The organism is Bacillus toyonensis BCT-7112 (assembly GCF_000496285.1).
GTDB lineage: Bacteria > Bacillota > Bacilli > Bacillales > Bacillaceae_G > Bacillus_A > Bacillus_A toyonensis.
Map to the genome: position 1 here is coordinate 1330967 of NC_022781.1, position 24514 is coordinate 1355480.

The 24514-nt window shown below is 36.3% G+C and carries 25 protein-coding genes, 1 riboswitch and 1 other annotated feature; of the genes, 10 read left to right on the forward strand and 15 right to left on the reverse strand.

Going from position 1 to position 24514, the window contains the following annotated elements:
- Position 1: 1 nt before the first annotated feature.
- Positions 2–526 (reverse strand): GrpB family protein, encoded by a 525-nt coding sequence (locus BTOYO_RS06775; RefSeq protein ID WP_001227193.1) that lies wholly within the window; start codon positions 524–526, stop codon positions 2–4.
- A 68-nt stretch (positions 527–594) separates the two neighbouring features.
- A complete protein-coding gene (locus BTOYO_RS06780; RefSeq protein ID WP_000727568.1) occupies positions 595–858 on the reverse strand; it encodes a YqkE family protein in 264 nt (87 codons plus the stop codon).
- Positions 859–1058: 200 nt separating this feature from the next.
- Between BTOYO_RS06780 and BTOYO_RS06785 the strand changes: the two genes are divergently transcribed.
- On the forward strand, positions 1059–2648 hold the full coding sequence (locus BTOYO_RS06785) for a bifunctional metallophosphatase/5'-nucleotidase (protein WP_000265571.1): 1590 nt from the start codon (positions 1059–1061) through the stop codon (positions 2646–2648).
- A gap of 129 nt (positions 2649–2777) precedes the next feature.
- Here BTOYO_RS06785 and BTOYO_RS06790 read toward each other — a convergent pair whose 3' ends face one another.
- A complete protein-coding gene (locus BTOYO_RS06790; RefSeq protein WP_000151924.1) occupies positions 2778–3254 on the reverse strand; it encodes a ribbon-helix-helix domain-containing protein in 477 nt (158 codons plus the stop codon).
- A gap of 122 nt (positions 3255–3376) precedes the next feature.
- Between BTOYO_RS06790 and BTOYO_RS06795 the strand changes: the two genes are divergently transcribed.
- Positions 3377–4375 (forward strand): alpha/beta fold hydrolase, encoded by a 999-nt coding sequence (locus BTOYO_RS06795; RefSeq protein WP_000898945.1) that lies wholly within the window; start codon positions 3377–3379, stop codon positions 4373–4375.
- Between the two features lie 133 nt (positions 4376–4508).
- A complete protein-coding gene (locus tag BTOYO_RS06800; RefSeq protein ID WP_000994821.1) occupies positions 4509–5828 on the forward strand; it encodes a Na+/H+ antiporter family protein in 1320 nt (439 codons plus the stop codon).
- 23 nt (positions 5829–5851) lie between these two features.
- On the opposite strand, the gene BTOYO_RS06805 is transcribed toward BTOYO_RS06800, so the two are convergent.
- Both BTOYO_RS06805 and BTOYO_RS06810 read right to left on the reverse strand, forming a co-directional pair.
- Positions 5852–6715 carry a LacI family DNA-binding transcriptional regulator gene (locus tag BTOYO_RS06805; protein ID WP_000201332.1) on the reverse strand — a complete coding sequence of 288 codons (864 nt, stop codon included), beginning with the start codon at positions 6713–6715 and terminating at the stop codon, positions 5852–5854.
- 99 nt (positions 6716–6814) lie between these two features.
- On the reverse strand, positions 6815–7297 hold the full coding sequence (locus BTOYO_RS06810; RefSeq protein ID WP_000233395.1) for a GNAT family N-acetyltransferase: 483 nt from the start codon (positions 7295–7297) through the stop codon (positions 6815–6817).
- Between the two features lie 81 nt (positions 7298–7378).
- Between BTOYO_RS06810 and BTOYO_RS06815 the strand changes: the two genes are divergently transcribed.
- On the forward strand, positions 7379–8302 hold the full coding sequence (locus tag BTOYO_RS06815; protein ID WP_000819220.1) for an alpha/beta hydrolase: 924 nt from the start codon (positions 7379–7381) through the stop codon (positions 8300–8302).
- An 11-nt stretch (positions 8303–8313) separates the two neighbouring features.
- Here BTOYO_RS06815 and BTOYO_RS06820 read toward each other — a convergent pair whose 3' ends face one another.
- Positions 8314–8559 (reverse strand): DUF2552 family protein, encoded by a 246-nt coding sequence (locus BTOYO_RS06820; RefSeq protein WP_000360799.1) that lies wholly within the window; start codon positions 8557–8559, stop codon positions 8314–8316.
- 252 nt (positions 8560–8811) lie between these two features.
- Between BTOYO_RS06820 and BTOYO_RS06825 the strand changes: the two genes are divergently transcribed.
- The 5 genes from BTOYO_RS06825 (at position 8812) to ribH (ending at position 13119) form a co-directional block, all read left to right on the forward strand.
- Positions 8812–9054, forward strand: a complete 243-nt coding sequence (locus BTOYO_RS06825) for a CDGSH iron-sulfur domain-containing protein (RefSeq protein ID WP_002039507.1) — start codon at positions 8812–8814, stop codon at positions 9052–9054.
- A gap of 189 nt (positions 9055–9243) precedes the next feature.
- Positions 9244–9387, forward strand: a riboswitch (FMN riboswitch).
- Between the two features lie 307 nt (positions 9388–9694).
- Entirely contained in the window at positions 9695–10807 is a 1113-nt protein-coding gene (gene ribD / locus BTOYO_RS06830; protein ID WP_000132001.1) for a bifunctional diaminohydroxyphosphoribosylaminopyrimidine deaminase/5-amino-6-(5-phosphoribosylamino)uracil reductase RibD, read from the forward strand.
- A complete protein-coding gene (gene ribE, locus BTOYO_RS06835; protein ID WP_000493924.1) occupies positions 10789–11433 on the forward strand; it encodes a riboflavin synthase subunit alpha in 645 nt (214 codons plus the stop codon). The genes ribD and ribE overlap by 19 nt, the downstream gene beginning before the upstream one ends.
- A 12-nt stretch (positions 11434–11445) precedes the next feature.
- The gene (ribBA, locus tag BTOYO_RS06840) at positions 11446–12639 is read left to right on the forward strand and encodes a bifunctional 3,4-dihydroxy-2-butanone 4-phosphate synthase/GTP cyclohydrolase II (protein WP_000468378.1); all 1194 of its coding nucleotides are present in this window, start codon (positions 11446–11448) and stop codon (positions 12637–12639) included.
- An 18-nt stretch (positions 12640–12657) separates the two neighbouring features.
- A complete protein-coding gene (ribH, locus tag BTOYO_RS06845) occupies positions 12658–13119 on the forward strand; it encodes a 6,7-dimethyl-8-ribityllumazine synthase (RefSeq protein WP_000230897.1) in 462 nt (153 codons plus the stop codon).
- Between the two features lie 22 nt (positions 13120–13141).
- Here the strand turns inward: ribH and BTOYO_RS06850 are convergent, their stop codons facing one another.
- The 8 genes from BTOYO_RS06850 to BTOYO_RS06885 form a co-directional block, all read right to left on the reverse strand.
- The gene (locus BTOYO_RS06850; RefSeq protein ID WP_000549775.1) at positions 13142–13462 is read right to left on the reverse strand and encodes a hypothetical protein; all 321 of its coding nucleotides are present in this window, start codon (positions 13460–13462) and stop codon (positions 13142–13144) included.
- Between the two features lie 182 nt (positions 13463–13644).
- Positions 13645–14643, reverse strand: coding sequence for a biotin synthase (gene bioB, locus BTOYO_RS06855; protein ID WP_000815851.1), 999 nt, complete (start codon positions 14641–14643; stop codon positions 13645–13647).
- 1 nt (position 14644) lies between these two features.
- Complete coding sequence (bioC, locus tag BTOYO_RS06860; RefSeq protein ID WP_000608939.1) at positions 14645–15454, reverse strand: malonyl-ACP O-methyltransferase BioC; 810 nt, start codon at positions 15452–15454, stop codon at positions 14645–14647.
- Positions 15420–16160, reverse strand: coding sequence for an alpha/beta fold hydrolase (locus BTOYO_RS06865; RefSeq protein ID WP_000661290.1), 741 nt, complete (start codon positions 16158–16160; stop codon positions 15420–15422). Before BTOYO_RS06865 ends, bioC begins: the two co-directional genes overlap by 35 nt.
- Positions 16157–17344, reverse strand: coding sequence for an 8-amino-7-oxononanoate synthase (bioF, locus tag BTOYO_RS06870; protein ID WP_001077303.1), 1188 nt, complete (start codon positions 17342–17344; stop codon positions 16157–16159). Before bioF ends, BTOYO_RS06865 begins: the two co-directional genes overlap by 4 nt.
- Positions 17310–18038: a dethiobiotin synthase gene (gene bioD / locus BTOYO_RS06875; protein ID WP_000012509.1), complete on the reverse strand. Its 729-nt coding sequence runs from the start codon at positions 18036–18038 to the stop codon at positions 17310–17312. The genes bioF and bioD overlap by 35 nt, the downstream gene beginning before the upstream one ends.
- A complete protein-coding gene (bioA, locus tag BTOYO_RS06880; protein ID WP_000217835.1) occupies positions 18035–19426 on the reverse strand; it encodes an adenosylmethionine--8-amino-7-oxononanoate transaminase in 1392 nt (463 codons plus the stop codon). The genes bioD and bioA overlap by 4 nt, the downstream gene beginning before the upstream one ends.
- Positions 19427–19548: 122 nt before the next feature.
- The gene (locus BTOYO_RS06885) at positions 19549–19905 is read right to left on the reverse strand and encodes a hypothetical protein (protein ID WP_000727842.1); all 357 of its coding nucleotides are present in this window, start codon (positions 19903–19905) and stop codon (positions 19549–19551) included.
- A gap of 140 nt (positions 19906–20045) precedes the next feature.
- Positions 20046–20266, forward strand: a binding site (T-box leader).
- 278 nt (positions 20267–20544) lie between these two features.
- Here BTOYO_RS06885 and nhaC point away from each other — a divergent pair.
- Positions 20545–21918, forward strand: coding sequence for a Na+/H+ antiporter NhaC (gene nhaC / locus BTOYO_RS06890; RefSeq protein ID WP_000253727.1), 1374 nt, complete (start codon positions 20545–20547; stop codon positions 21916–21918).
- A 58-nt stretch (positions 21919–21976) separates the two neighbouring features.
- On the opposite strand, the gene cpdB is transcribed toward nhaC, so the two are convergent.
- A complete protein-coding gene (gene cpdB / locus BTOYO_RS06895; protein ID WP_000748632.1) occupies positions 21977–24328 on the reverse strand; it encodes a bifunctional 2',3'-cyclic-nucleotide 2'-phosphodiesterase/3'-nucleotidase in 2352 nt (783 codons plus the stop codon).
- Between the last annotated feature and the right edge of the window lie 186 nt (positions 24329–24514).

Consider the following 24514-nt stretch of genomic DNA (forward strand, 5'->3'; position numbering starts at 1 on the left):
CTCAATTATTTACGTTTCCTTTTCTCCATTCTTTTGCTTTTTCATCAATATTACGTACAAACTCGTTTTTCCCTTCCGTATATAACGTGCCATCATATGTATATTTTTCGGCTAATTCTCTCTTTAAAACTGCATACGCCTTTGCTTCTTCACAATGCGCCATCATATAATCACGAAACGCTAAATGCCTTACTATCTCAGGATTTCCTTTTTCAAACACGTGTAAGTGATACGAGCGTTTTTCCTCCGTTCCATGAATAAAATAACGGCGTCTTGAAATACCATTTTCTCCTTTTACGATGTAACCAAGCTCTTTAAATCTTTCATTCCAACGATCTACACGATCGATACTTTCTACCTCCATAATCATATCGATAATAGGTTTAGCTGCTAGTCCTGGCACTGATGTACTGCCAATATGATGAATCTCCACTGTTTCTGGCAGCACAGACTTCAATCTTTCGGCTTCCATTTGAAATTTTTCAATCCAATGATTTTCATATGGTACGACTACAATTTTTCTCATTTTAACTCCCCTTTTCTTACAAGCTCGTCAAAAAAATGACCAGCGATATACACTGATCATTTTCGTTATTATTTAAAGTCTTTCCAAGTAAGATTACTTTCACTTAACAGTTCTTCAAATGATTTATTCTTTTCACGTTCTTTTTGCTCTTGACGCTTTCTTTCCAGTTCTGCTGCCTCTTTTTTCTCTTCTCTCACTTGCAACTCTTTCTTCTTATTCTTTAATTGCTGCATAAGTGAATCATTTAATTGATCACCTAATGTAAGTGATTCTTTCTTCGGTTGGTTCATTTGAGATTGTCTTTGCACTTGCCTTTGTTTCTTTTTCTTCATACCGCTCACCTTTTACTTTTTTCTCCATTATAGAGGATACATGCTGAAATCGACAATAAAAAAGGTTCATTACTCTATTATTCATTATTTGTAAATTTGTTAATTTTAAAAAAAACTAAATTTTTATATAGATATAATCCTATGAATCTATTAAAATTATGTCGTATGATGTCAGATTATAAAAAAAGGAGAAATGAATTATGTGGAAAAAAATTATTCCCGCTGTCGCAGTTTTAAGCACCATTACTTTTTCAAGTGTATTCGCCGCTCCCCCATCTCAGACTCCAGCCGAACAAAACCGTTACATAGACGTACAAATGCTTGGCATTAATGATTTCCATGGACAACTAGATACTGTTAAAAAAATTAATAATAAAGAAGCCGGTGGCGCTGATTACTTAGCCACTTATTTAAAAGAACGTAAAAAACAAAACCCTAATACACTTCTCGTACATGCTGGCGATATTGTCGGAGCTAGTCCACCAGTTTCAGCATTGTTACAAGACGAACCAACGATTGAATTTTTAAATGACTTAAAATTTGATGTAGGTACAATCGGAAACCATGAATTTGATGAAGGCATCGATGAAATGAAACGACTCATTTACGGTGGTTACCACGAAAAAACAGGGAATTTCAAAGGAGCAAACTTCCCTTATGTCGCTGCAAACTTCTATAACAAATCAACTGGTCGCTTATTCTTACCACCATTTACTGTAAAAATGGTAGATGGTGTTCCTGTAGGATTCATCGGTGTCGTTACAACTGATACACCAAATGTCGTTATGCCTACTATGCTTAAAAATGTACAGATCACTGACGAAGTGGAAGCGATTAATAAATCAACGCAACAATTAAAGCGTCTCGGTGTTAAATCCATCGTCGTCCTTGCACATGTTGGCGGAACGACAGATGAGTCTGGTATAACAAATGGCGACCTTAACCGAATTGCAAATGAAGCTGATCCAGAAGTTGATGTTATTTTCGGTGGGCATAGTCATACGTATGTAAATGGTACTGTTAATAATAAACTTATCGTACAAGCGAACTCTTACGGGATGGCTTTCTCAGACGTAGATGTAACAATTGACCGTAAAACAAAAGATATCGTAAAGAAAAAAGCTGAAGTTGTTACAACATACCATGAAGGTGTCGAACCTGATAAACAAGTAAAACAAAAGTTAGATCAATATAAAGAAAAAATCGCACCTCTTGTAAATGAAGTAGTCGGAAAATCTACAGCACCTATTGACCGTAAACAAAACGATGCTGGTGAATCTACACTTGGAAATTTAGTTGCCGATGCACAGCGCCAAACGATGCAAACTCAAATCGCACTTATGAATCCTGGTGGGATTCGTAATGACTTAGACGCTGGTGATATTACATGGGGCGAATTGTACGGCATTCAACCTTTTGGAAATCAGTTAATTAAAGCAGATTTAACAGGTCAAGATATTCGTGATATTTTAAATCAACAATGGCAAAAAGGAACAACGAGAATGCTGCAAATTTCAGGTATTCAATATACTTGGGATGCAAGCAAACCAAACGGTGAAAAGGTTACGAATATACGCTTAACAAATGGAGAAGAATTATCTCCATCTAAAACGTATAGCGTAGTTGCAAATGCTTTCTTAGCTTCTGGTGGTGATGGATTCGTATCATTTAAAAATGGTAAAAATGCAGAGACTGGTCCAAATGACTTTGAAGCACTAGTCGATTATGTAAAGCAAGTAAAAGAGCCAATTCAACCAACTATTGATGGTAGAATTCAAAAAATAAATTAAGTACGCTCGAAATAAGCACTCTGTACTTTTCATTGCAAAGGATATGCACTTATCCTTTATTCTAGCCGTAATATACATGAAACAAAGAAAAGGATACTCGTTCTTATAATGAACACAGTATCCTTTTCTTCAATTATCAAAATGTGATGTGTTGTTAAAGTCATATTGCTGTAAAAATTGTTGTAATGCCTCTTCTACAAGTTTAGATTTTTGAATCCCTTTTGATTCTGATATGATGTCTAATCTTGCTAATATTTCTTTATTAATAGAGAAGGTACGTTTCTTTTTTTCTGTACTTTTACTCATAATTGGTGCACTTACTTCTTCTCTCTTTCTTAATAATTCATAAATGCTTTGTAATTGCTCATAAATTAATACTTGATAATCTGTTTTCGCATATTGAAGGGCGGTCGCTTCTTGGAGTTGTAAGTGACGTGGTTCTTCTCCATCTCCTACAAAAATACGTTTCTTCCGTTCTCCATCATACTCGTATCCAATCCACCTTAATTTCTTCGATAATGTATACGGACTTATTTCAAGGCGCTTTGCTATAATAGCGATGGATTCACGCCTATTTAAACAATCTATAATTTCTCCAATCGTCACAATTTCCCCTCCTCCCATGTTGAAATGACACTAGCATGGTATGTTACAATGATTTTCTAACAGTATATGCAAAATAAATAGCCTGTGCGATTCATACGATTTCAGAAAAGGAGGTTTTCAATATGCTTTTTCGTAGCTGTACCCCACAGTTCTATAATGAAAATAAACAACTCATTCCTAATAGTATTGCTACGATGGAAAGCGTTATGATTAACAACCGAAAACAATTCCTCCTCATGCGTGGTCAAAACGTAGAACAGCCTATTTTATTATGCTGTCACGGCGGACCTGGCATGGCACAAATCGGATTTATTCGCCATTTCCAAAAAGAATTAGAGAAGCACTTTATCGTTATTAATTGGGATCAACGCGGGGCAGGTAAATCCTTTTCAATGAAAGATTTCGGAGCAAATTTCACAATCGAACAATTCGTTTCCGATGCAAAAGAAGTGATTCAATATGTACTTAAAAGGTTCAACAAACAAAAACTATTTCTCGCTGGTCATTCTTGGGGAAGTATTATTGGGCTTAACATAGCACATCAATATCCAAAATATATCGAGGCTTACATCGGTATAGGGCAAATTGTACATATGAAACAAAATGAAGAATTGCTATATCAACATTTAATTCATTCTGCCAAAAAACATGATCATAAAAAAGCATTAGCTTCCCTTTTAAAATTAGGCAAACCACCATTTTTAGATACGAGACGTCTTATTATTCAAAGAAAGTGGCTTGGCACATTTGGAGGCGCAATCCAAAACGGATCTTCCTTTTCTTTCATACGAAAAGGTTTCTTTTCTCCTGAGTATACGCTATTAGATTGGTTCAAGTTTCTCGCAGGAAATTTAAAATCTGGCGTTTTATGGGAAGAAATGCTGACAATCGATTTTTTTTCGTCTATTTCAAGTTTATCTATTCCGGTATATTTTTGTTCTGGTCGCTATGATTATCAAACTCCGTATGCACTCGTTCAAGAATATTGTGATGTTATTGAAGCACCCATAAAGAAAATGATTTGGTTTCCAAATTCAGCACATTCTCCTGATCTAGAAGAACCAGAACTATTTGCTAATTCTTTACAATCCATCAAACAAGAGCTATCTTTTCATCATTAAATACAAAAGGCTCTTTTACATTTCATAGAAAACATTTTATAATAATATGTCGCAAGTATTATGTATAAATATAGCAAACTGCTTCATATTCACTTGCCTTAACAGAATAAAAATTAGGGAGATTATATCTATTATGAACGCTGTACTCGTCGCAGTAGCAGTCATGCTATTGCTTAGTTTGTTACGTGTCCAAGTCATTGTCGCCATTATTATTGGAGCTCTAACAGGCGGACTTATCGGCGGACTCGGTATTTCAGAAACAATTAACACTTTTACAACTGGTCTTGGAAACAGTGCCCCTATCGCATTAAGCTATGCAATGCTTGGCGGTTTCGCTATTTCTCTTTCTAAAACAGGACTTCCAGATGCCATGATTCAAACCGCATTAAAATGGATTGGCAACGAACAAGACACAAAAAAACAAGTTTATTCTAAAATACTGATTTTATTCATCATTTTAACAATGGCTTGTTTCTCACAAAATGTTATCCCTGTTCATATCGCTTTCATCCCAATCTTAATTCCTGCACTTTTAAAAGTATTAAACGAGCTGAAAGTAGATCGTAGACTTGTCACATGTATTATTACATTCGGGTTAATTACACCTTATATGTGGATCCCTGCAGGATTCGGAAAAATTTATCATGACGTATTGCAAACAAATGCTGCCCAAAGCGGCCTTACATTTGATGTCGCGCTTATCCCAAAAGCGATGACTATTCCAGCAATCGGAATGATTATCGGATTATGTGTAGCGGTATTCATTACGTACCGAAAACCTCGTACATATGAAACAGAACAAATTCATACCGCCGAAAGTGAAATCGTTCCCTATACAAAGCGAAGCATCACTTTCGGATTATTATCTATCACAGCTACATTAACTGTTCAATTAGCAACAGAATCAATGATTTTCGGTGCCTTGGCGGGGATTATTGTCTTATCAATTAGTGGTAGTCTCCCCCTTAAAGAAGCAGATGCAATATTAACAAGTGGAATGCGTATGATGTCCTTTATCGGATTTGTTATGATTTCTGCCGCTGGATTTGGCGCTGTTCTTCGAAAAACAGGACATGTTGAATCACTTGTGCAAACGAGTGCACATTTCATCGGAAATAACAAACCGCTTGCTGCATTTCTTATGCTCGTTATCGGACTTCTCGTTACGATGGGAATTGGTTCATCCTTTTCAACCATCCCTATCTTAACAACAATTTTTGTACCCCTTTGCATTCAGCTTGGATTTAGTCCAATGGCTACAATTGCAATTATCGGTACAGCAGGAGCGCTAGGTGATGCAGGATCTCCAGCATCTGATAGTACACTTGGACCAACATCAGGTTTAAACGCTGACGGTCAACACCATCATATATGGGATACATGTGTACCGACTTTTCTGCATTATAATATACCGTTACTTATATTTGGCTTTATTGCCGCAATTACATTGTAAAAGGTGCGTATAAAACGCACCTTTTACTTTTTCATTTTCCCTTTTAATTGTTGAAAAGCTATTTTCGCTTCTTCTTCGACGTAATTTTCAATTGCTGGTAGTGATGGACCTATCCATTCACTCTCGATACTCCCATTCGGTCCAATAATTTTTAATTTTTCTGGTATATGTATATTTAGAAATTTGGCTGCTCGAATTAACTCGGTAGCAACCTTATCACTTGAAGCTACAATTCCATCTATATACGGATGAGTTTGCAATAATGTAATAAACTGTTTATTCGTATACCTTTGTACACATGCTTCTCGATAAGAGATCCCTTCATCCCAAACAGCGTCTAAAAATCCTGATATACGCTCTTCCATTTCTTCACTTTCTTCCCCCTCACCGAAATAAGCAAGAAAGTGACATGCTTTCTCTTTTAATAAAGAAACAGCCCTCTGTCCACTTTCATAATGATTTGTAAGAGGTTGTTTTTCCTCCATCACAACAAATGGGAATTCGATTTTCCCTAGACTTTTAAAAACTGATTTTGTCAAAATAACACCTGCAACGTTATTTTGCTTCAACATATGTATGTATCTATCTTTATTCTCTATATTACAAACGATTATTTGATAGCCTTCTTTATATGCTATTTCCTCAATACAATGTAGCAAAGTGATGTTTAATGGGTTACATAAATTCTCTACAAGTAATGCAATGATTGTTGAATTCTCTTTAAATAATGGCTTTGCTGCACTGTTTGGCCTATAACGTAATTCCTCAATTGCTTCCTTTACTTGTTTTACTGTTTCGTCATGAACGTATCCTTTTTCATTAATAACTCGTGAAACGGTTGCGACTGAAACACCTGCCAATTTTGCAACATCACGTATAGTTGCCACATCGTCACCCCTTAATATGGTAATAGATTACAATTTTAAGGTAACTTAAATTACAGTATTCGTCAAGATTAATAACTTATATTTCTGAAAATTGTTACATCATTTCAATAAACGATACTCCATCTGAATTTCATGTAAAATCGGGATATTATCATATCCAATGCGCGGAATTTCTTGCTTTATTTTTCGCGCCTCTTCTACTGCATTTACATATAAATTTGTCATCATGAAATTACGTTTTTGATAAAAGCGTAACGCGTTCATATTATCATTTGTTGTAATGAGCCAAACTCCTTGGCACTGTGCTTCTTGAGCAACTTGCAATACGCAATCCACAAGCTTCGTCCCGATCCCCTTCCTTTCTTGAAAACTATCTAACGATACAATTTCACACAAATTCCCAGTCACTTCATACGTTATAATTCCGATTATTCTGTCATCTAAAAACGCAACAAATCCTGGTAGCTCTTCTAACTGATGCCCCTTACCACGCGAAACCATCAATGAGCTCCCCCAGTTTTCACACATGAACATTCGGATTTTTTCTTTCATTGTTGATGTAATTTTTTTTATATGCACCATTTCCTATTTCTCTCCTTTTCTATCCTTGTGATACAATGTAAGTGTATCACATGTAACGGTATTTGGAGGATGAGGTAAAGTATGAAACGTTTTTTTGCAGCATTGTTTACTATACTAGGTGCGATAACTGCCCTTGGGATTTTCTTTACAAATAAAGTGATGTACTTGAAGAAAAAAACAGAGGAAGAAGTTCTAGAAAGAGAATCGAAAAAACATTTTCGTATAGAAGATTTTGACGCTCTTCATAAAGAAGAAATTCATATCCCTTCGCAATTCGGATATGATCTTCATGGATATTACATTCCTGCAGGTCATTCCAACAAGTTTATGGTTTTTTGTCACGGCGTAACTGTAAACAAAATGAACTCTGTAAAATATGCAAACTTATTTTTAAGCAGAGGATTTAATGTCCTTATTTATGATCATCGTCGTCATGGTAAAACCGGAGGAAAAACAACAAGCTATGGATACTATGAAAAACATGATTTAAAATCAGTAGTTGACTGGCTAAAAAGTCGTTTTGGCACAAATATAATACTCGGTATTCATGGTGAATCTATGGGCGCTGCAACACTACTTCAATACGCAGGACTTGTAGAAGATGGTGCTGATTTCTATATTGCAGATTGTCCTTTTTCTGATTTCTATGGGCAATTACAGCACCGCTTAAAGGTTGAATTCCATTTACCCAAATGGCCTTTATTACCATTAGCAAATGCTTTTTTAAAAGTTCGTGACGGGTATACAATTCGTGAAGTTTCACCAATCGACTGTATAAAAAACATTAACAATCCCGTTCTCTTTATTCATAGTAAAGATGACGATTATATTTTAGCCGATATGACAAAAGCTCTATATGAAGCAAAAGAAAATAATAAACAACTTTATATTGCAGAACACGGTGCACACGCTTGCTCTTATAACGAAAATAAAGAGGAGTATGAAGCAGCTCTTGATCAATTTTTGAACACATACGTAAAAGAAACAAAAAACAGGCTTGCATAAGCCTGTTTTTTTCATTGTGATAAAACGTCTGTAACTTGTTCCATGTTTTCAGAAATCCATTGCACAGCTTCATCTAGCGTTGGAAATTCTGTCGTTTGAAACGTTACCTCATCTTGAAGTAACCAAACATCCTTCGCTTCTTGTCCTACACCGGCAATCGACCAGTGCAATAAACTATATGGATGATTATCATTCAAAAATGATGCCCACGTGCGCTCATTTGCAATATTTCGTAATGTAAGTAATTGTTTATCCATCTTTCGTCACCTTACTCTAGTCAGTTATAAAAAACATTATAACACTCTCTTCTCTCCCAAAGAAAGTGCTCTTTTTATCCCGCGTTAACGGGCAGTGAGACTCCCATCTCAAAATTCAGCTGAAGCAAAGAAGTTAGGCGGGAGATTAACTGCCCGTAATCGCCCGATTGGTGAAGGCTAATAATCAGTGGAATGAACCCCCTCCACTAATTAAAGTTTCACTTTATATTGTCAAGTGCTTCCCTTGATTATATGATGAAATTAAGCGTTTGGGAAGGAGGGATAGCGTTGGCAAAAGTACAAATTAAAGTAAATGATAATGGCTCTTTTCGCGTTACAGGGGACGTGGAATTAGTCGACTCACAAGGGAATGTATTCCCAGCAAAACCAGCATTTTCTTTATGCCGTTGTGGTTTATCAAAAAATATGCCTTATTGCGATGCTTCGCATAAAGGTAAATTCGAATCTGTTGTTAGAGCACCAGAGGCAAAGTAATTTCGTATGTGACATGCACATTTTTTGTGCATGTTTTTTCTTTTAATCAAAGTCTGGATATTCCTTTTCCTAACAACATTTCTAACACTTTTGTCTCCATTTCAATCTCCATGTATTTTCACACAATTCTTCACATTCAAATATTTTTTGCTAGCCTTTTTTCTTTTTTGTGCTATAATTTGACCAAACAGCATCCTTCGGGGTCGGGTGAAATTCCCAACCGGCGGTGATGAAGTGAAAACTTCTAAGTCCGTGACCCGTTTTCAACTCGAAAACGGTGGATCTAGTGAAACTCTAGGGCCGACAGTATAGTCTGGATGGGAGAAGGATATGTTTCTAGTTTTTTATATAGTGAATACACTTTTATTTCAGTATGCATATTTTTATACATTCATTTTGAATTTATATATATGTTTAGTTTTCTATACTCATTTTTTATACTGAAATAAAAAAGAGACAACTAGCGTTTAAAAAATTCGATATTTTGCTAGGTTTTTTCCTTATGCAAAAATATCAATCATCGCTAGGTTTCTTTCCTGTACTTTCGTATTCGAACTATAATTCTAGAAATCACGTCTCCCAAACCCCAAGGATATTAAATCCTTGGGGTTTTTTGATTTTTTTAGGAGAGGTGAAGAGAATGACTGATCAAGAATATATGAGGATTGCCTTGCAATTAGCTAAGGGGACATCAGGACAAACGAGTCCGAATCCTATGGTTGGTGCTGTTGTTGTAAAAGATGGAAACATCGTCGGAATGGGCGCTCATTTATGTGCTGGTGAAGAACACGCGGAAGTTCATGCCCTTCATATGGCTGGTGAGAAAGCCAAAAACGCTACCGTCTATGTAACACTTGAGCCGTGTAGCCACTTTGGAAAAACACCACCTTGCTGTGAATTACTCATCGAAAAGGGAGTTAAGCGCATTGTCATTGCTACCCTTGATTGCAACCCGCTCGTTTCTGGTAATGGAAAAAAGAAATTAGAAGAGGCAGGAATCGAAGTAACTACGGGTGTTCTTGAAACGGAAGCAGTTTTATTAAATCGCTACTTTTTTCACTACATGAAAACGAAACGCCCATTTGTCACGATAAAGACCGCGATGAGCTTAGATGGCAAAACAGCCACTGTAACTGGTGAAAGTAAGTGGATTACTGGTGCAGAAGCACGCGCTGACGTTCACCAATATCGCCATACACATGATGCAATTCTTGTTGGAGTGAATACAGTTATAGCCGACAATCCACATTTAACAACAAGAATTCCAAATGGCGGGAAACATTCTATTCGCGTTATTTTAGATACCCATTTACGAACGCCACCATCTTCTCATGTCATAACAGATACTTTAGCACCGACATGGATTATTGTAGGTAAGGATGTAAATAAAGAGAAAATAGCTTCTTATGAATCTAAAAATATAGCGATATTCCAAATGAAAACGAAGCAAATTGAAATTCAAGATGTTTTAGATCTACTCGGTGAAAAACAAATCCTGTCTCTCTTCATCGAAGGTGGACAAACTGTTCATGCAAGTTTCTTACAAACAAACAATTTCAATGAAATTGTAACCTATATAAGCCCGAAATTAATTGGCGGGAAAGGTGCTCCTACTCTTTTTGGAGGAAACGGTTTTTCAAAATTACAAGATTCGCTTTCCTTGAAAATTCAAGAGATGAAACAAATTGGCGATGATATCAAAATTGTTGCGACTGCCCGAAATGAGGTGACGAAATGTTTACAGGAATTGTAGAAGAATTAGGAACGATCACAAACATGCAACAAAGCGGAGAAGCGATGAAATTAACGATCCATGCAAATGAAATTTTATCTGATGTCCATTTAGGTGATAGTATCGCGGTTAACGGGATTTGCTTAACTGTAACGAGCTTTACAACTACTTCATTTACAGTTGATGCAATGCCTGAAACGATGAAATCAACATCACTTCGCCTGCTTAAATCACACTCTAAAGTAAATTTAGAGCGAGCCATGGCTGCAAACGGGCGCTTTGGTGGACATTTCGTTTCAGGACATATCGATGGCATCGGGACAATTTTAACTAAAAAACAACATTACAATGCCGTCTATTACAAAATAGCAATTTCCGATGAATTGCTACGCTATTGTTTGCATAAAGGATCCGTTGCTGTTGATGGAACGAGTTTAACGATATTTGATATAGACGAATCTTCCATAACAATTTCACTCATCCCACACACAGTAAGCGAATCTGTCATCGGAGAAAAGAATGCCGGAGATATCGTAAACATTGAGTGTGACATGATTGGTAAATATATCGAACACTTTATTTCTAAACCTGTAAAACGAACGGGGTCAATGTCCGAAAGCTTTTTACAAGAAAACGGATTTCTATAAGGGGGAAACATAATGTTTCATCATATTGAAGAAGCTCTAGAAGATTTAAAACAAGGAAAAGTCGTTATCGTATGCGACGATGAAAACCGAGAAAATGAAGGCGATTTTATCGCTTTAGCAGAGTATATTACGCCAGAAACAATTAATTTTATGATTACACATGGTCGCGGCCTCGTTTGCGTACCGATTACGGAAGGGTACGCAGAGCGCCTACAATTAGAACCAATGGTATCTCATAATACAGATTCACATCATACTGCGTTTACAGTGAGCATTGATCATGTTTCTACAACAACAGGGATTAGCGCTCACGAACGTGCAACTACGATACAAGAATTGTTAAACCCTGCATCTAAAGGTGCTGATTTCAATCGACCTGGACATATCTTTCCATTAATCGCAAAAGAAGGCGGTGTCCTTCGCCGTTCAGGTCATACAGAAGCTGCTGTCGATTTAGCAAAACTTTGCGGAGCAGAACCTGCTGGAGTCATTTGCGAGATTATTAATGAGGACGGTACGATGGCACGTGTACCTGATTTACTACAGTGCGCAAAACAATTTGATATAAAAATGATTACGATAGAAGATTTAATTGTTTATCGCCGCCATCATGAAACACTTGTGACAAGAGAAGTGGAAATTACCTTACCTACAGATTTCGGTACTTTCCAAGCAATTGGCTATTCTAACTCATTAGATACGAAAGAACATATTGCGCTCATAAAAGGTGATATTTCAACAGGTGAACCGGTGCTTGTACGTGTTCATTCTGAATGTTTAACAGGAGATGTATTCGGTTCATGTCGCTGTGATTGCGGACCACAACTCCATGCAGCACTTGCTCAAATTGAGCGTGAAGGAAAAGGTGTTCTTCTTTATATGAGACAAGAAGGACGAGGCATCGGGCTTCTTAATAAGCTTCGCGCTTATAAATTGCAGGAAGAAGGATTCGATACTGTAGAAGCAAATGAAAAACTCGGCTTCCCTGCTGACCTTCGTGATTATGGTATCGGCGCTCAAATATTAAAAGATTTAGGCTTACAAAGTTTACGATTATTAACGAATAATCCAAGAAAAATTGCTGGCTTACAAGGTTACGATTTAGAAATAGTCGAGCGTGTACCGTTGCAAATGCCAACAAAAGAAGAGAATAAAACATATTTACAAACGAAAGTAAACAAATTAGGACATTTATTAAACTTATAATCAAAGGAGAGATTTATTATGGTATTCGAAGGTCATTTAGTTGGTACAGGATTAAAAGTTGGGGTTGTTGTTGGACGTTTTAATGAATTTATTACAAGTAAATTACTTGGCGGCGCTTTAGACGGATTAAAACGTCACGGCGTAGAAGAAAATGATATTGATGTCGCTTGGGTTCCTGGTGCATTTGAAATTCCTTTAATCGCTAAAAAGATGGCCAGTAGCGGAAAGTATGATGCTGTTATTACTTTAGGTACTGTAATCCGTGGAGCTACTACACATTACGATTACGTTTGTAATGAAGTAGCAAAAGGTGTTGCATCTTTATCACTACAAACTGACATCCCTGTTATTTTCGGTGTATTAACGACAGAAACAATTGAACAAGCGATTGAACGTGCAGGTACGAAAGCTGGTAATAAAGGATATGAATCAGCCGTTGCTGCCATTGAAATGGCTCACTTATCAAAACAATGGGCATAAAAAAAGAGGCTGCGGCCTCTTTTTATTTTTTCGCTTTTTTTCGTACATCTTTTATTAATTCATTCATCGTTTTTCCTTCTGTCTTTATACGAAGTGCTTGCGCTGTTCTCCATACATTCTCTCTTTTTTTCGCTTCTTCTATAATAGTAATTTCTTTTCGTACTTCCTTTAAATCTTTCCCTTCCGTTTTCAATCCAAAATGTTCAGCTTTCGTTCGAAAATGTTGTTCAATTCTTTGTTGCATCTCTTTTTGTTCAGGATTTTCAGCGGCCTTAACTGGATCAGTACTTATTGCTTTTATTAAAATTAGACAGGTCATAATCGCTAATATGTATTTGTGCATGTAAAATCCTCCAACCCAATATAAAATACATATTTACTATGTACAACTAGGGCTTGGAAAATTCGTCCGCAAAAATTCTTTTTCTCACTCAAAACCCATTCGTATTAAGTGATAATAGCCTTTTATTACATTTTATTTACAAAAAAAGCAAACTCTTTTACAAGTTTGCTTTTTCCTCTATCTTATAGTGCACATTCCTCAATCTCAAATCCTAAATCTTCAATCATACCCCAGTCTGCAGTTGGCTCTTGTCCAGCTGTCGTTAAGTAATCCCCGACAAAAATAGAGTTTGCTGCAAATAAGCCGAGTGGCTGTACAGAACGTAAATTAATTTCGCGACCTCCTGAAATACGAATTTCTTTTGTTGGGTTTACGAAACGCATCATCGCCAATACTTTTAAACATTCTACAGGTGTTAACTCTTTTTGTCCTTCAAGCGGTGTGCCCTTTACAGCAACGAGGAAATTACACGGAATAGAATCTGCATCTATACGTTGTAATTCAAATGCTATTTCAGCACGTTCTTCAATTGTTTCTCCCATTCCAAAAATCGCCCCAGAGCATGGTGAAATACCAGCTTGTTTCGCTTTTTGAACCGTATCAACACGATCGTCATACGTATGAGTTGAGCAAATGCTTTCATAATTGTTTTCATGTGTATTTAAGTTGTGGTTATAACGATGAACACCAGCTTCTGCTAAGCGTCCTGCTTGATCTTCGTTTAAGAAACCTAAACAGCAACAAATCTTCAAATCTGTCGTTTCACGAATTTCCTTCACAGCCCCAATTACGTGATTTACTTCTTTATCTGTCGGGCGACGGCCAGATGCTACAATACAATATGTACCCGCTTTACGGCGAATTGCTTCATGTGCTCCTTCTACAATCTTCTCCTGCGTTAACCATGCATATTTATCAATTGGTGCTTCTGAAATAATAGACTGTGAACAATACCCACAATCTTCAGGACATAAGCCAGATTTCGTATTAATAATCATATTCAATTTTATTTTCTTACCAAAATGATGATGACGAATGATGTAGGCTGCATTCATAATTTCTAAAACTTCTGTATCATCAGCTTCTAATATTGCTATTGCATCTTCTTTCGTAATCATTTTCTCTTCTACTACGTCGTATGCAAGTTTTTTCCAATCCCTTTTTGTTTGTACTTGTTTCATTTCATCTCTTCCCCTCTTTTGTTATATACGTAAATAAAGCATGATACGTTGCCATTATCCCTTCATTTCCCGTGAAGTCTCTTTCGTATATACGAAGCATCGCACGAAAGAGTGAGGGACTTTGGCAATATGATTCTTCATTACTATTGGTCGCTCCTACTTTTCGAATAGAATGCAGAAACTCTCTAACTTCTGCAAAACTCTCTATGTAACATGTTTCAGAAACATGTACATCCCCTGTTTCTATCTTGCATATATGGCGTAACTGATCTTTCGAATAAAAACGTTGACCTATCGCTATTTCATTTCGTATATTTTTTTCTTCTTTCGCCCTCCGAAACGAATTGTGAAGCTCTTGAAAAGTTTCTTGTCCAAACGTTGAAAAGAGTAGTATCCCATCTGTAGACAAATGATGAAATAGATTTCTAATCACTTGTTTTAAATCATTTAGCCATTGAAATGTAGCATTTGAAATAATGACATCATATGATTCTTCTAATCGTAATCGTTCGATATCTTCACAGTGAAACGTTACATTTTTTACATTTTGTCTAGTTTTCGCAACCGCAATCATACTTTCAGCAAAATCAATAGCTGTAATATGCGCTTTCGGAAATAAGTTTGATAATTTCTCTGTGACATAACCTGTCCCGCATCCAAGTTCTAAAATACGTATCGATGATGTTTCACTGTATCGCCGATTCAATACAGAAAGTAACGAATGGGCCATCTTTTTTTGTACATTTGCATATTGATCGTAAGATACGGCTGCCACGTTAAACCGTTTTTGCAGTAACGTTTTGTTGATCATGTCGTATCCCCTCTACAAATTGAATTACCTCATTTGCACAATATTCTAAATTCATTATACATAATGCGTGTCCTGCCTCACTTACTACCTTGAGTGTTACATTTGTATTGTCCGCCATACTATGAGCAGCAGACAATGGACATATTACATCCTGCTCTCCATGAATAAGTAGTATAGGTGCTTGAATTTCTTTCAGCTCTCCTCTCATATCTGTTTCTATTAAATAATCCAAACCTAATTGTAAAGACTGAATAGAATCCCCTTTAAAATGTTTTACAATATCTTCAAAACATTTATTCTCTTTCAGCTCATCTTTCGTAAACATATTTTCATAGAACCGCTTGAGCGTATCTTCTTTCTTTCTCACCAAATTCTTTTTCAGCCGTTCTACATGCAAAGAATTCCATCCACTTGTATAGTCACTCGTATTTGTAAATTTAGCAGTACCACCAATTAATACGATACCTTTCGCCTTAATCTTTTTATAGGCTTGAATTGCCGCTAAAGCTCCTAATGACCATCCAACTAAAATTACATTTTCATCATGCGCTACATCTATTATTCGTTCCGCAAACTCGCCTATCTCTTTCACGTTACGCCAATCTATGCATTGAACAGGATATTCTTTGAAATACGGAAGTACTAAATCCCAAACATTTTCTTCCATTCCCCATCCAGGGATAAAAATAATCTTTAGCTCTTTCATACGAAAAGCTCCTCTTCTTTCGCAATGTGAATAATTTGATCAATGGCCCATTTTAAATCAGCTATTGTATGTTGTGACGTAACAGCAAAACGGACCCGGGAACTATTAATTGGAACCGTCGGTGGACGAATTGCAATTGCTGCGATGTCTACCTCTTGTAATCTTTTACTAAACCGTAAAGCATTTTCATTTGAACCGACTACAATCGGTACAATATGAGTTGAGCTATTCCCAATATCAAAACCTGCTTCTCGTAAATGGGTTCTGAAATATGCACCATTCGCTATAAGACTCTCTCTTCTTTCGTTATCTTCTTTCACAATTTCAATTGCTTTTCGTATCGCCCCTAATATTCCTGGTGGTAAGGCTGTAGTAAAAATAAAGCTTCTCATCATATTTCGTAAATACTCTATATAAATTGCATCGCCTGTCAAATACGCACCATAGCACCCTAAAGCTTTACTAAACGTCCCCATATGTATATCAATTTTTTGAGCAATGTCTTTTTCTATATGAGATAACCCAGCTCCATCGATTCCATATATTCCACTCGCATGCGCTTCATCAACTATAATGATTGCCCCGTATTTCTCCTTAAGCTGCACTAATTCTCTCAAGTATGCAGTATCACCATCCATACTAAAAACAGTATCAGTTACGATTAATTTCCTCTTTTCAGGTGACGCTATTTTCAATAACTTCTCTAAATGATCCAAATCATTATGACGATACCTTTTATGTTCTGCGCCGCTTAATATAATTCCATCAACAATACTTGCGTGATTTAATTTATCACTAAACACAATATCGTGACGACAGGCTAAAGCAGATATAGCACCTACATTTGCTGTATATCCACTATTTACAATTAGTGCTCTTTCAGTACCTTTCCAGTTGCATACACTTCTCTCAACCTCTTCATACAATGGATAATTTCCTACAACGAGGCGAGAGGCAGTCGCACCAGTTCCATATTTTTTTGTACACGCAATAGCAGCTTCTTTTAATCTTTCATCCCCAGCTAATCCTAAATAATTATTTGATGCTAAATTTAACAACCTTTTTTTATCTCGAATAAGCCACGTCTCTTCTGCTTGCTCTGTTACATGCAAATTACGATACTGTCCTTGCTCATGTAATTGTTGTAATTTAGATTGAAGATGTGTGCGCCACGTTTGATTCATTTTGAATGAACTCCTCTAATTTTGAAATCATAATATGTTCTTTTGCTGATTCCAATAATTTTTCCCTAGTAAATTCACCTTCAAGAAATGGTAATAAACCTAAAACTGGTACTCCACTTAACCCCTCAATCATTTCTTTATTTTCTTGCACTCTTTCTTTGTCACATTCTTTACAACTAGACAAAATTACACCTGCTACTGTTAAACCGTGTGCCTGTGCATAAGAAATTGTTAAGACAGTATGATTTACTGTCCCTAGCGTAGGGCGAGCTACTATAATAAGAGGCAACTGTAATTGTTTTGCGAAATCAATTACTAAACTATCTTCAGTATATGGGACTGCAAGCCCGCCTGCCCCTTCGACAAATACGCTATTAAACTCTTTTAATAGTTCTTCATAGTGCCTCATAATGTCTTTTAACTTTACGACTCTTCCAGCTCTTTTCATCGCAAGTCTCGGAGCAAGCGGTTCTTCAATGGAATAAGGACAAATTTCATCTTCTTTTGTCGGTACACCCGATAATGCTTTTAATCTTGCTGCATCTCCCTCAGGGTTTGATGCAACATGTCCACTTTGCAACGGTTTATATACCCCTACGTTATATCCCAACTCTCTATATACACCTGCTAACGCACCTGCAACCACAGTTTTTCCAACTTCAGTATCTGTTGCTGTTATGAAAAAACCGCTCATTCTTCTCCCTCCGTAACATCTGAGATTGCTTTATATAAAATGCGTAACATATCATCTATCTCATCAATTGTAGAAGCAAGAGGAGGCATAAATACAATCGTGTTACCGAGCGGTCGTAAAATCATGCCAAGATCTCTTGAGCGTTTACATACTTGCACACCGACTCTTTCTGTCCATTCAAACGATTCTTTCGTTTCCTTATTCTTCACTAGTTCAATACCAATCATTAACCCGCACTGACGAATATCACCTACATGTTTATATGCAAAGAGCGCTTCTAATTGCTTGGCTACATATTCTGTTTTACGTGCAACATCTTCTATTAAATTTGTTTTTTCATATAATTCTAGATTCGCAATTGCTACTGCACACCCTAACGGATTACCTGTGTAACTATGACCATGGAAAAATGATTTTTGTTCCTCATATTCTCCTAAGAAGGCATTATATATTTCGTCTGTCGTTACCGTAACTGCAACCGGTAAATAACCACCTGTTAAACCTTTCCCAGCGGTTAAAATGTCTGGCGTCACATTTTCATGTTCACATGCAAACATTTTTCCAGTGCGCCCAAATCCCGTTGCTACTTCATCCGTAATAAATAAAACATTATATGTTGTACATAAATCCCTTAGCCCTTTTAAATATCCTTTCGGCATTGTAATCATACCGCCAGCACCTTGCATTAAAGGTTCTACAATAATAGCTGCAATTTCTTCATGTTTTTCTTTCAGCATTTCTTCCATTTCTTCTAAATGTTTTTTTACAATTTGTTCCTTATTATCTCCATAAGGAGAACGATATGTATATGGATACGGCATTTTAATTGCTTCAAATAAGAGTGAACTATACACTTGGTGAAACAAGTCTATTGCTCCTACTGAAACAGCACCAATCGTATCACCGTGATATGCTTCTTTTAATGTAACAAATCTTTGTTTTCTCGGTTTCCCTTTATGTTGCCAATATTGGAAAGCCATCTTAATTGCAATTTCAACAGCTGTAGAACCAGAGTCTGAATAGAACACCTTCTTCAATCCTTCTGGTACAACCTCAATAATTTTTTCTGCTAATAAAATTGATGGAACGTTAGCAAGTCCTAACATAGTAGAATGAGCAATTTTATTTAATTGCTCACGAATTGCTTCATCTAATTCTGGCACTTGATGTCCGTGAACATTCAGCCAAATAGATGAAACCCCATCCCAATATTCATTTCCATTTACATCGTATAGCTTTCTTCCCTCTCCACGTTCAATAATGACAGGATCTTCTTCTAAATAACCTTTCATTTGTGTAAATGGGTGCCATACGTAAGCTTTATTTTTCTCTGATAATTCTTCATATGTATAAGATGATTTTTCAGTCGTATTACTATTCACAGTCACAATTGTCACCCCTAATGTTAACTAGTTTATAGATATAGTTAACATTAAATCCAAAAGACTGTCAATTATTTTTAAATTAAACAGTTCTTAAAAAAGAACAACTTATCATACGATAAGTTGTTCTACTTTCCATGCTGTATCTTTCCGATTTCTAAAATAATCTCTTCATCTTTTTTTCCTTCTGTATCAATTCCCAGTTGTTTTGCATGCTCAATTAATAAATCATGACGCTTCTCAAATCTAGCTGTGTTTACTTCTTTCGTAATTTCCTCTTTTGTTTTCTCATCAGTAGAAACTCCTAGTTTCGCAGCTGCTTTTTCCATCGACTTCTTCTCTTCCGTTTCTTTCACTTTCTTCACTTCTGATTGCTGGATTTGCTTTTGCTTCACCTGCTCTGATTCAGCTGCAAAAGCTGTGTAAATTCCAGCACTTCCGCCAATGACTAGTAAGGTGGTAAAAAGAATTAGTTTTTTCTTCACTCTTTTCTCCCCTTTCGAATTCATTATAACGCACATCTTTCAATGTTAAAACCTATCTCCTTTATTTCCCTAAAAAAATATTACACATTTTTATTGACATGTATGATGAATATATGATAAAAATTTAACTAACATCATATGAATCGGCGTTGATAGGATTTAGTAGTATTTCGATTTCTGATTTCAGAGAGCTGGTGGTCGGTGCGAACCAGTACAGAGCGAATTATGAATTACCCCCTGGAGCTTCTTTTACGAAACGTAAGGAGTAGTGAAAGACGGTTATAGACCGTTATGTCTAAAGAGTGGTGAAACGACACTGTTTCACAATTTAGGGTGGTACCGCGAATTTTTCGTCCCTGCATATATTGCAGGGGCGTTTTTTATTTTATTAACGCATATCATACGACCCTTTATTTTGTGATACATTCATTTTACAAGCTAGGGTGGTACCGCGATTTCTTCGTCCCTGCATAATTATATGCAGGGACGTTTTTTTATCCAATCATTTCCGTATCATATAGAAGTATTAACAAATTACCGGTAATTTGTCAAAAAATTCTAAAATTTAAAAGGAAATATACAATATTGGCGAATTTTATATAAAAAAGACTATTCTCGATTAATTAGGAGGGGAAAACAATGGTTTCAAAAATTGAATCTGTTCTTTTAACAATTTTTATCTTTTTCTGTATTGGTTTTAGTGTTATTCAATTAGAAGTTTCACCGCATATCCCGATTTTATTCGGTATCGTTATTTTATTAGCGTTTGGGTTTATGAAAAAAATCTCTTGGTCTACTATGGAAAAAGGGATGATCAGTAGTATTTCAGCGGGGATTCCATCTATTTTTATTTTCTTACTTGTAGGCGTATTAATTAGTGTATGGATCGCAGCTGGAACAATTCCAACTTTAATGGTATACGGCTTCCAACTTGTATCTCCGAAAATTTTCGTTCCAACTGTTTTTGTTGTTTGTGCGATTGTTGGAACGAGTATCGGTAGTGCATTTACAACTGCTGCAACTGTAGGACTTGCCTTTATGGGCATGGGTAGTGCTCTTGGATACGATCCAGCGCTTATCGCTGGTGCAATTATTTCTGGTGCATTCTTTGGGGATAAAATGTCTCCTTTATCTGATACAACAAACTTAGCTCCTGCTGTAACCGGTGTAGATTTATTTGAACATATTCGTAACATGCTTTGGACGACAGTTCCAGCTTTCATTATTGCTTTTATTGCATATTTCATTTTAGGCAGTGGATCTGGAGGCAATGTTGATTTCACATCCTTTATTAGCACGTTAGAAAAAAATGCAACAATTTCTATCGTTACACTTATTCCAATTTTATTACTGTTCCTATTCGCATTCAAAAAGGTTCCAGCAGTTCCAACATTACTTGCTGGAATCGTAGTAGGAATCATTATTCTCTTTATTTTCAAACCTAGTACATCTCTAACTGATTTAATGAAAATTATGCAGGACGGTTATGTTTCTAAAACTGGTATAAAAGATATTGATAGCTTATTATCTCGCGGCGGTTTACAAAGTATGATGATGTCCGTTGCCCTTATTTTCCTAGCTCTTTGCATGGGAGGATTACTACAAGGAATGGGTATTATCGCGCAGCTGATGAATATCATCTCTAGCTTTGTTAAAAATAGTACACGCTTAATTATTTCTACTGCTTCAACTGCAATTGGTGTAAACTTCTTACTTGGTGAACAGTACTTATCCATCGTTTTAACAGGACAAGCATTTGCTAATAAATACGATGAAGTCGGTTTAGAACGTCGTAATTTATCACGAGTACTAGAAGATGCTGGTACAGTAATTAATCCACTCGTACCATGGGGTGTAAGTGGCGTATTCTTAACAAACGTCCTTAGCGTTCCAACATTCGATTACCTGCCATACGCAATCTTCTGTTTAGCTTGTCCAGTTGTAACCATTATCGTCGGCTTTACTGGATTCGGTCTTTCATGGAAAAAAGAAAAAGCAGTACCAGTTTCATAATATACAAGTAAAAAAAAGATTACCGATTGCGGTAATCCTTTTTTTATACAACACTTTACTATCTATTTGCTTTCTTTCTTCTAAATAACATAAGTAATCCCGCTCCAACAAATGCAAGACCCGCTCCAATTGTAGAAGCAACACTTGCACCTGTTTTCGGTAAATCACGTTCATCTTTGTCAGCTTCTTTATTTTCACTTACAGTTGTCGTTGTTTCTTTTGTATTTTGATCATCTGTTGTAGTTTGTCCAGATCCTGCATTGTTTCCACTATTACCTTCATTTGTTGGTGGTGTCGTTGGATTCCCTCCATTATTACCTTCACCTGTTGGTGGTGTCGTTGGATTCCCTCCATTATTGCCTTCACCTGTTGGTGGTGTCGTTGGATTTCCTCCATTATTACCTTCACCTGTTGGTGGTGTTGTTGGTTTTTCTCCACCATCGTTCTTCTTCGTTATATCAATTGCATATTTAGCAAATTCATTTTCAGATGGTCCAACATATGATATTTTCCCATCTTTCTTTATATACTTTTGTGCATTTGGTGAAGAATCGAATGTTGTATTTAATTTATCTGCAACAATCGGCTTAAATGTCCAGTTTTGATCGGCTGCTGGATTAATAACTGGTGTTTCTTGCATATACTTCACAATGATTTGACGTGTTTCATCTTGTGATTGGTATACAACTTCCCCTTTACTTACACCTGGGAACGTTTGGCTACTTCCACGATAGTTATTTGTAGCGACGATAAATTCTTGATTGTCAGCTACTGGCTTACCTTCATACGTCATATTTACAATACGATTCGCATTCGCATTTTCCTTTATAACTTTTCCATCTTTATCATATTTTGCTGGTTGCGTCACATCAATTTCGTATTTTAAACCATCTAAAATATCAAAGTTATATGTAGGATAGCCTATATTTACTAACGGCTGTTCTTTCGTTTCCTTTGGATCAATTTTATTAAACTGACCTGCAGACATTTCAAGCCATTCTTTCACTTGTGCCCCATTTACTTTTACAGCATATAAAGTATTTGGATATACGTATAAATCTGCAACGTTTTTAATTGCTAACGTTCCAGCTGGAATATCCGTATAATATGTAGCACCGTTTCGGCCACCTGCTTTAAATGGTGCGCCTGCAGATAAAACTGGTATTCCTTTATATTTACTATATTGTCCATTTTCAGCAAACAACTTTTCGACATACCATTTTTGGGCATTTGTCACAAGTTGCACAGAAGGATCATCTTGTACTAATGAGAAATAACTATTAATTGGCGCTGTCGTTTTTCCTACAGCTGTATTCACATAATCAATTGTCGCTTGATGATCATCTTTAATTTCATTAACTAAATTTTGATCAGGTCCTACATTACCTTCATTATTAACAATCGGACGAAGTTGTGGCTTCGATTGCTCTTTTTGTACTTCCCATTTTCCGCTTACCTTTTTCAATTGCATATCAATAATACCTAAGTTACTTCCAAACACACCAGGCATTACAACTGGAACACCATTAAATACATCCTTCACTTCAGTATGTGAATGTCCCATTAATACTGCATCTACACCAGTAACTTCTGTTAAATAATACGATGCGTTTTCCATGCCAACGTTGTATCCACTCTTATCAACACCAGAATGCGCTAGTGCAACGATAACATCTGCACCTTCCGCTTTCATTTTCGGCACCATTTTCTTCGCTGTTTCAACTATATCTTTCGCTTTAACTTTTCCTTCTAAATTTGCTTTATCCCAGTTCATAACTTGAGGTGGAACAAATCCCATTACCCCAATTTTCACCTTCTGTTTTTGACCTGATTCATCTTCTACTTCTTTTTCAAAAATATGATATGGTTTAAAGTAATTTTGGTCGTTCTCTTCATTATTATCTTTATCATCTTTATAGACGTTCGAGTTAATAACCGGGAACTTTGTTTTACTAATCACTTTGTTTAAATAATCTAAACCATAGTTAAATTCATGATTCCCAAGAGAGATGACGTCATACTTCATTAAATTCATTACACGATATAATGGATGTGTATAACTAGGATCCACAGGATTTTTCGGATCGTTTATTTTATTCGCTACATAATCTCCAAGCGGTGTCCCTTGTAATGCATCCCCATCATCAAATAGGACAGAGTTCTTCGCTTCTTCACGTGCTTTATTAACAAGTGTTGCCGTTTGCACGAGACCTACTTTATTATCTGTTTTCGTTTGATAATAATCGTAATTCATTAAGTTAACGTGAATATCTGATGTTTCTAGAATTCGTAAGTTAACTGTACTCTCCCCAGTATTCTCATCCGCATGAGCTGTTGTTGGCAGTACTTGCGGCGCTATTACACCTATAGCAAGAGTTGCTCCAGCTAGCATTTTTTTTGACTTTTTCACAAAAAATCCCCCTTATACAATTACCAGAAATAATGAAATGAATCCCTATCGGTCCATAATCACATACCTTTTTTCTTCTATTAGAGACACGATTTTCATTTCATCCTGCGCTAACGAGTAGTCCCCTTAAACGCTCGATTGATGAAGACTAACAATTAACGGGAGATAAAGCTCCCACTAAGTAGC

Excerpts from the sequence above, each read along its gene's own strand:
- BTOYO_RS06775 (WP_001227193.1), bottom strand. The coding sequence starts at position 526 with ATGAGAAAAATTGTAGTCGTACCATATGAAAATCATTGGATTGAAAAA.
- BTOYO_RS06780 (WP_000727568.1), bottom strand. The coding sequence starts at position 858 with ATGAAGAAAAAGAAACAAAGGCAAGTGCAAAGACAATCTCAAATGAAC.
- BTOYO_RS06785 (WP_000265571.1), top strand. The coding sequence starts at position 1,059 with ATGTGGAAAAAAATTATTCCCGCTGTCGCAGTTTTAAGCACCATTACT.
- BTOYO_RS06795 (WP_000898945.1), top strand. The coding sequence starts at position 3,377 with ATGCTTTTTCGTAGCTGTACCCCACAGTTCTATAATGAAAATAAACAA.
- BTOYO_RS06800 (WP_000994821.1), top strand. The coding sequence starts at position 4,509 with ATGAACGCTGTACTCGTCGCAGTAGCAGTCATGCTATTGCTTAGTTTG.
- BTOYO_RS06810 (WP_000233395.1), bottom strand. The coding sequence starts at position 7,297 with ATGGTGCATATAAAAAAAATTACATCAACAATGAAAGAAAAAATCCGA.
- BTOYO_RS06815 (WP_000819220.1), top strand. The coding sequence starts at position 7,379 with ATGAAACGTTTTTTTGCAGCATTGTTTACTATACTAGGTGCGATAACT.
- BTOYO_RS06820 (WP_000360799.1), bottom strand. The coding sequence starts at position 8,559 with ATGGATAAACAATTACTTACATTACGAAATATTGCAAATGAGCGCACG.
- BTOYO_RS06825 (WP_002039507.1), top strand. The coding sequence starts at position 8,812 with ATGATGAAATTAAGCGTTTGGGAAGGAGGGATAGCGTTGGCAAAAGTA.
- ribD (WP_000132001.1), top strand. The coding sequence starts at position 9,695 with ATGACTGATCAAGAATATATGAGGATTGCCTTGCAATTAGCTAAGGGG.
- ribE (WP_000493924.1), top strand. The coding sequence starts at position 10,789 with ATGTTTACAGGAATTGTAGAAGAATTAGGAACGATCACAAACATGCAA.
- ribBA (WP_000468378.1), top strand. The coding sequence starts at position 11,446 with ATGTTTCATCATATTGAAGAAGCTCTAGAAGATTTAAAACAAGGAAAA.
- ribH (WP_000230897.1), top strand. The coding sequence starts at position 12,658 with ATGGTATTCGAAGGTCATTTAGTTGGTACAGGATTAAAAGTTGGGGTT.
- BTOYO_RS06850 (WP_000549775.1), bottom strand. The coding sequence starts at position 13,462 with ATGCACAAATACATATTAGCGATTATGACCTGTCTAATTTTAATAAAA.
- bioB (WP_000815851.1), bottom strand. The coding sequence starts at position 14,643 with ATGAAACAAGTACAAACAAAAAGGGATTGGAAAAAACTTGCATACGAC.
- bioC (WP_000608939.1), bottom strand. The coding sequence starts at position 15,454 with ATGATCAACAAAACGTTACTGCAAAAACGGTTTAACGTGGCAGCCGTA.
- BTOYO_RS06865 (WP_000661290.1), bottom strand. The coding sequence starts at position 16,160 with ATGAAAGAGCTAAAGATTATTTTTATCCCTGGATGGGGAATGGAAGAA.
- bioF (WP_001077303.1), bottom strand. The coding sequence starts at position 17,344 with ATGAATCAAACGTGGCGCACACATCTTCAATCTAAATTACAACAATTA.
- bioD (WP_000012509.1), bottom strand. The coding sequence starts at position 18,038 with ATGAGCGGTTTTTTCATAACAGCAACAGATACTGAAGTTGGAAAAACT.
- nhaC (WP_000253727.1), top strand. The coding sequence starts at position 20,545 with ATGGTTTCAAAAATTGAATCTGTTCTTTTAACAATTTTTATCTTTTTC.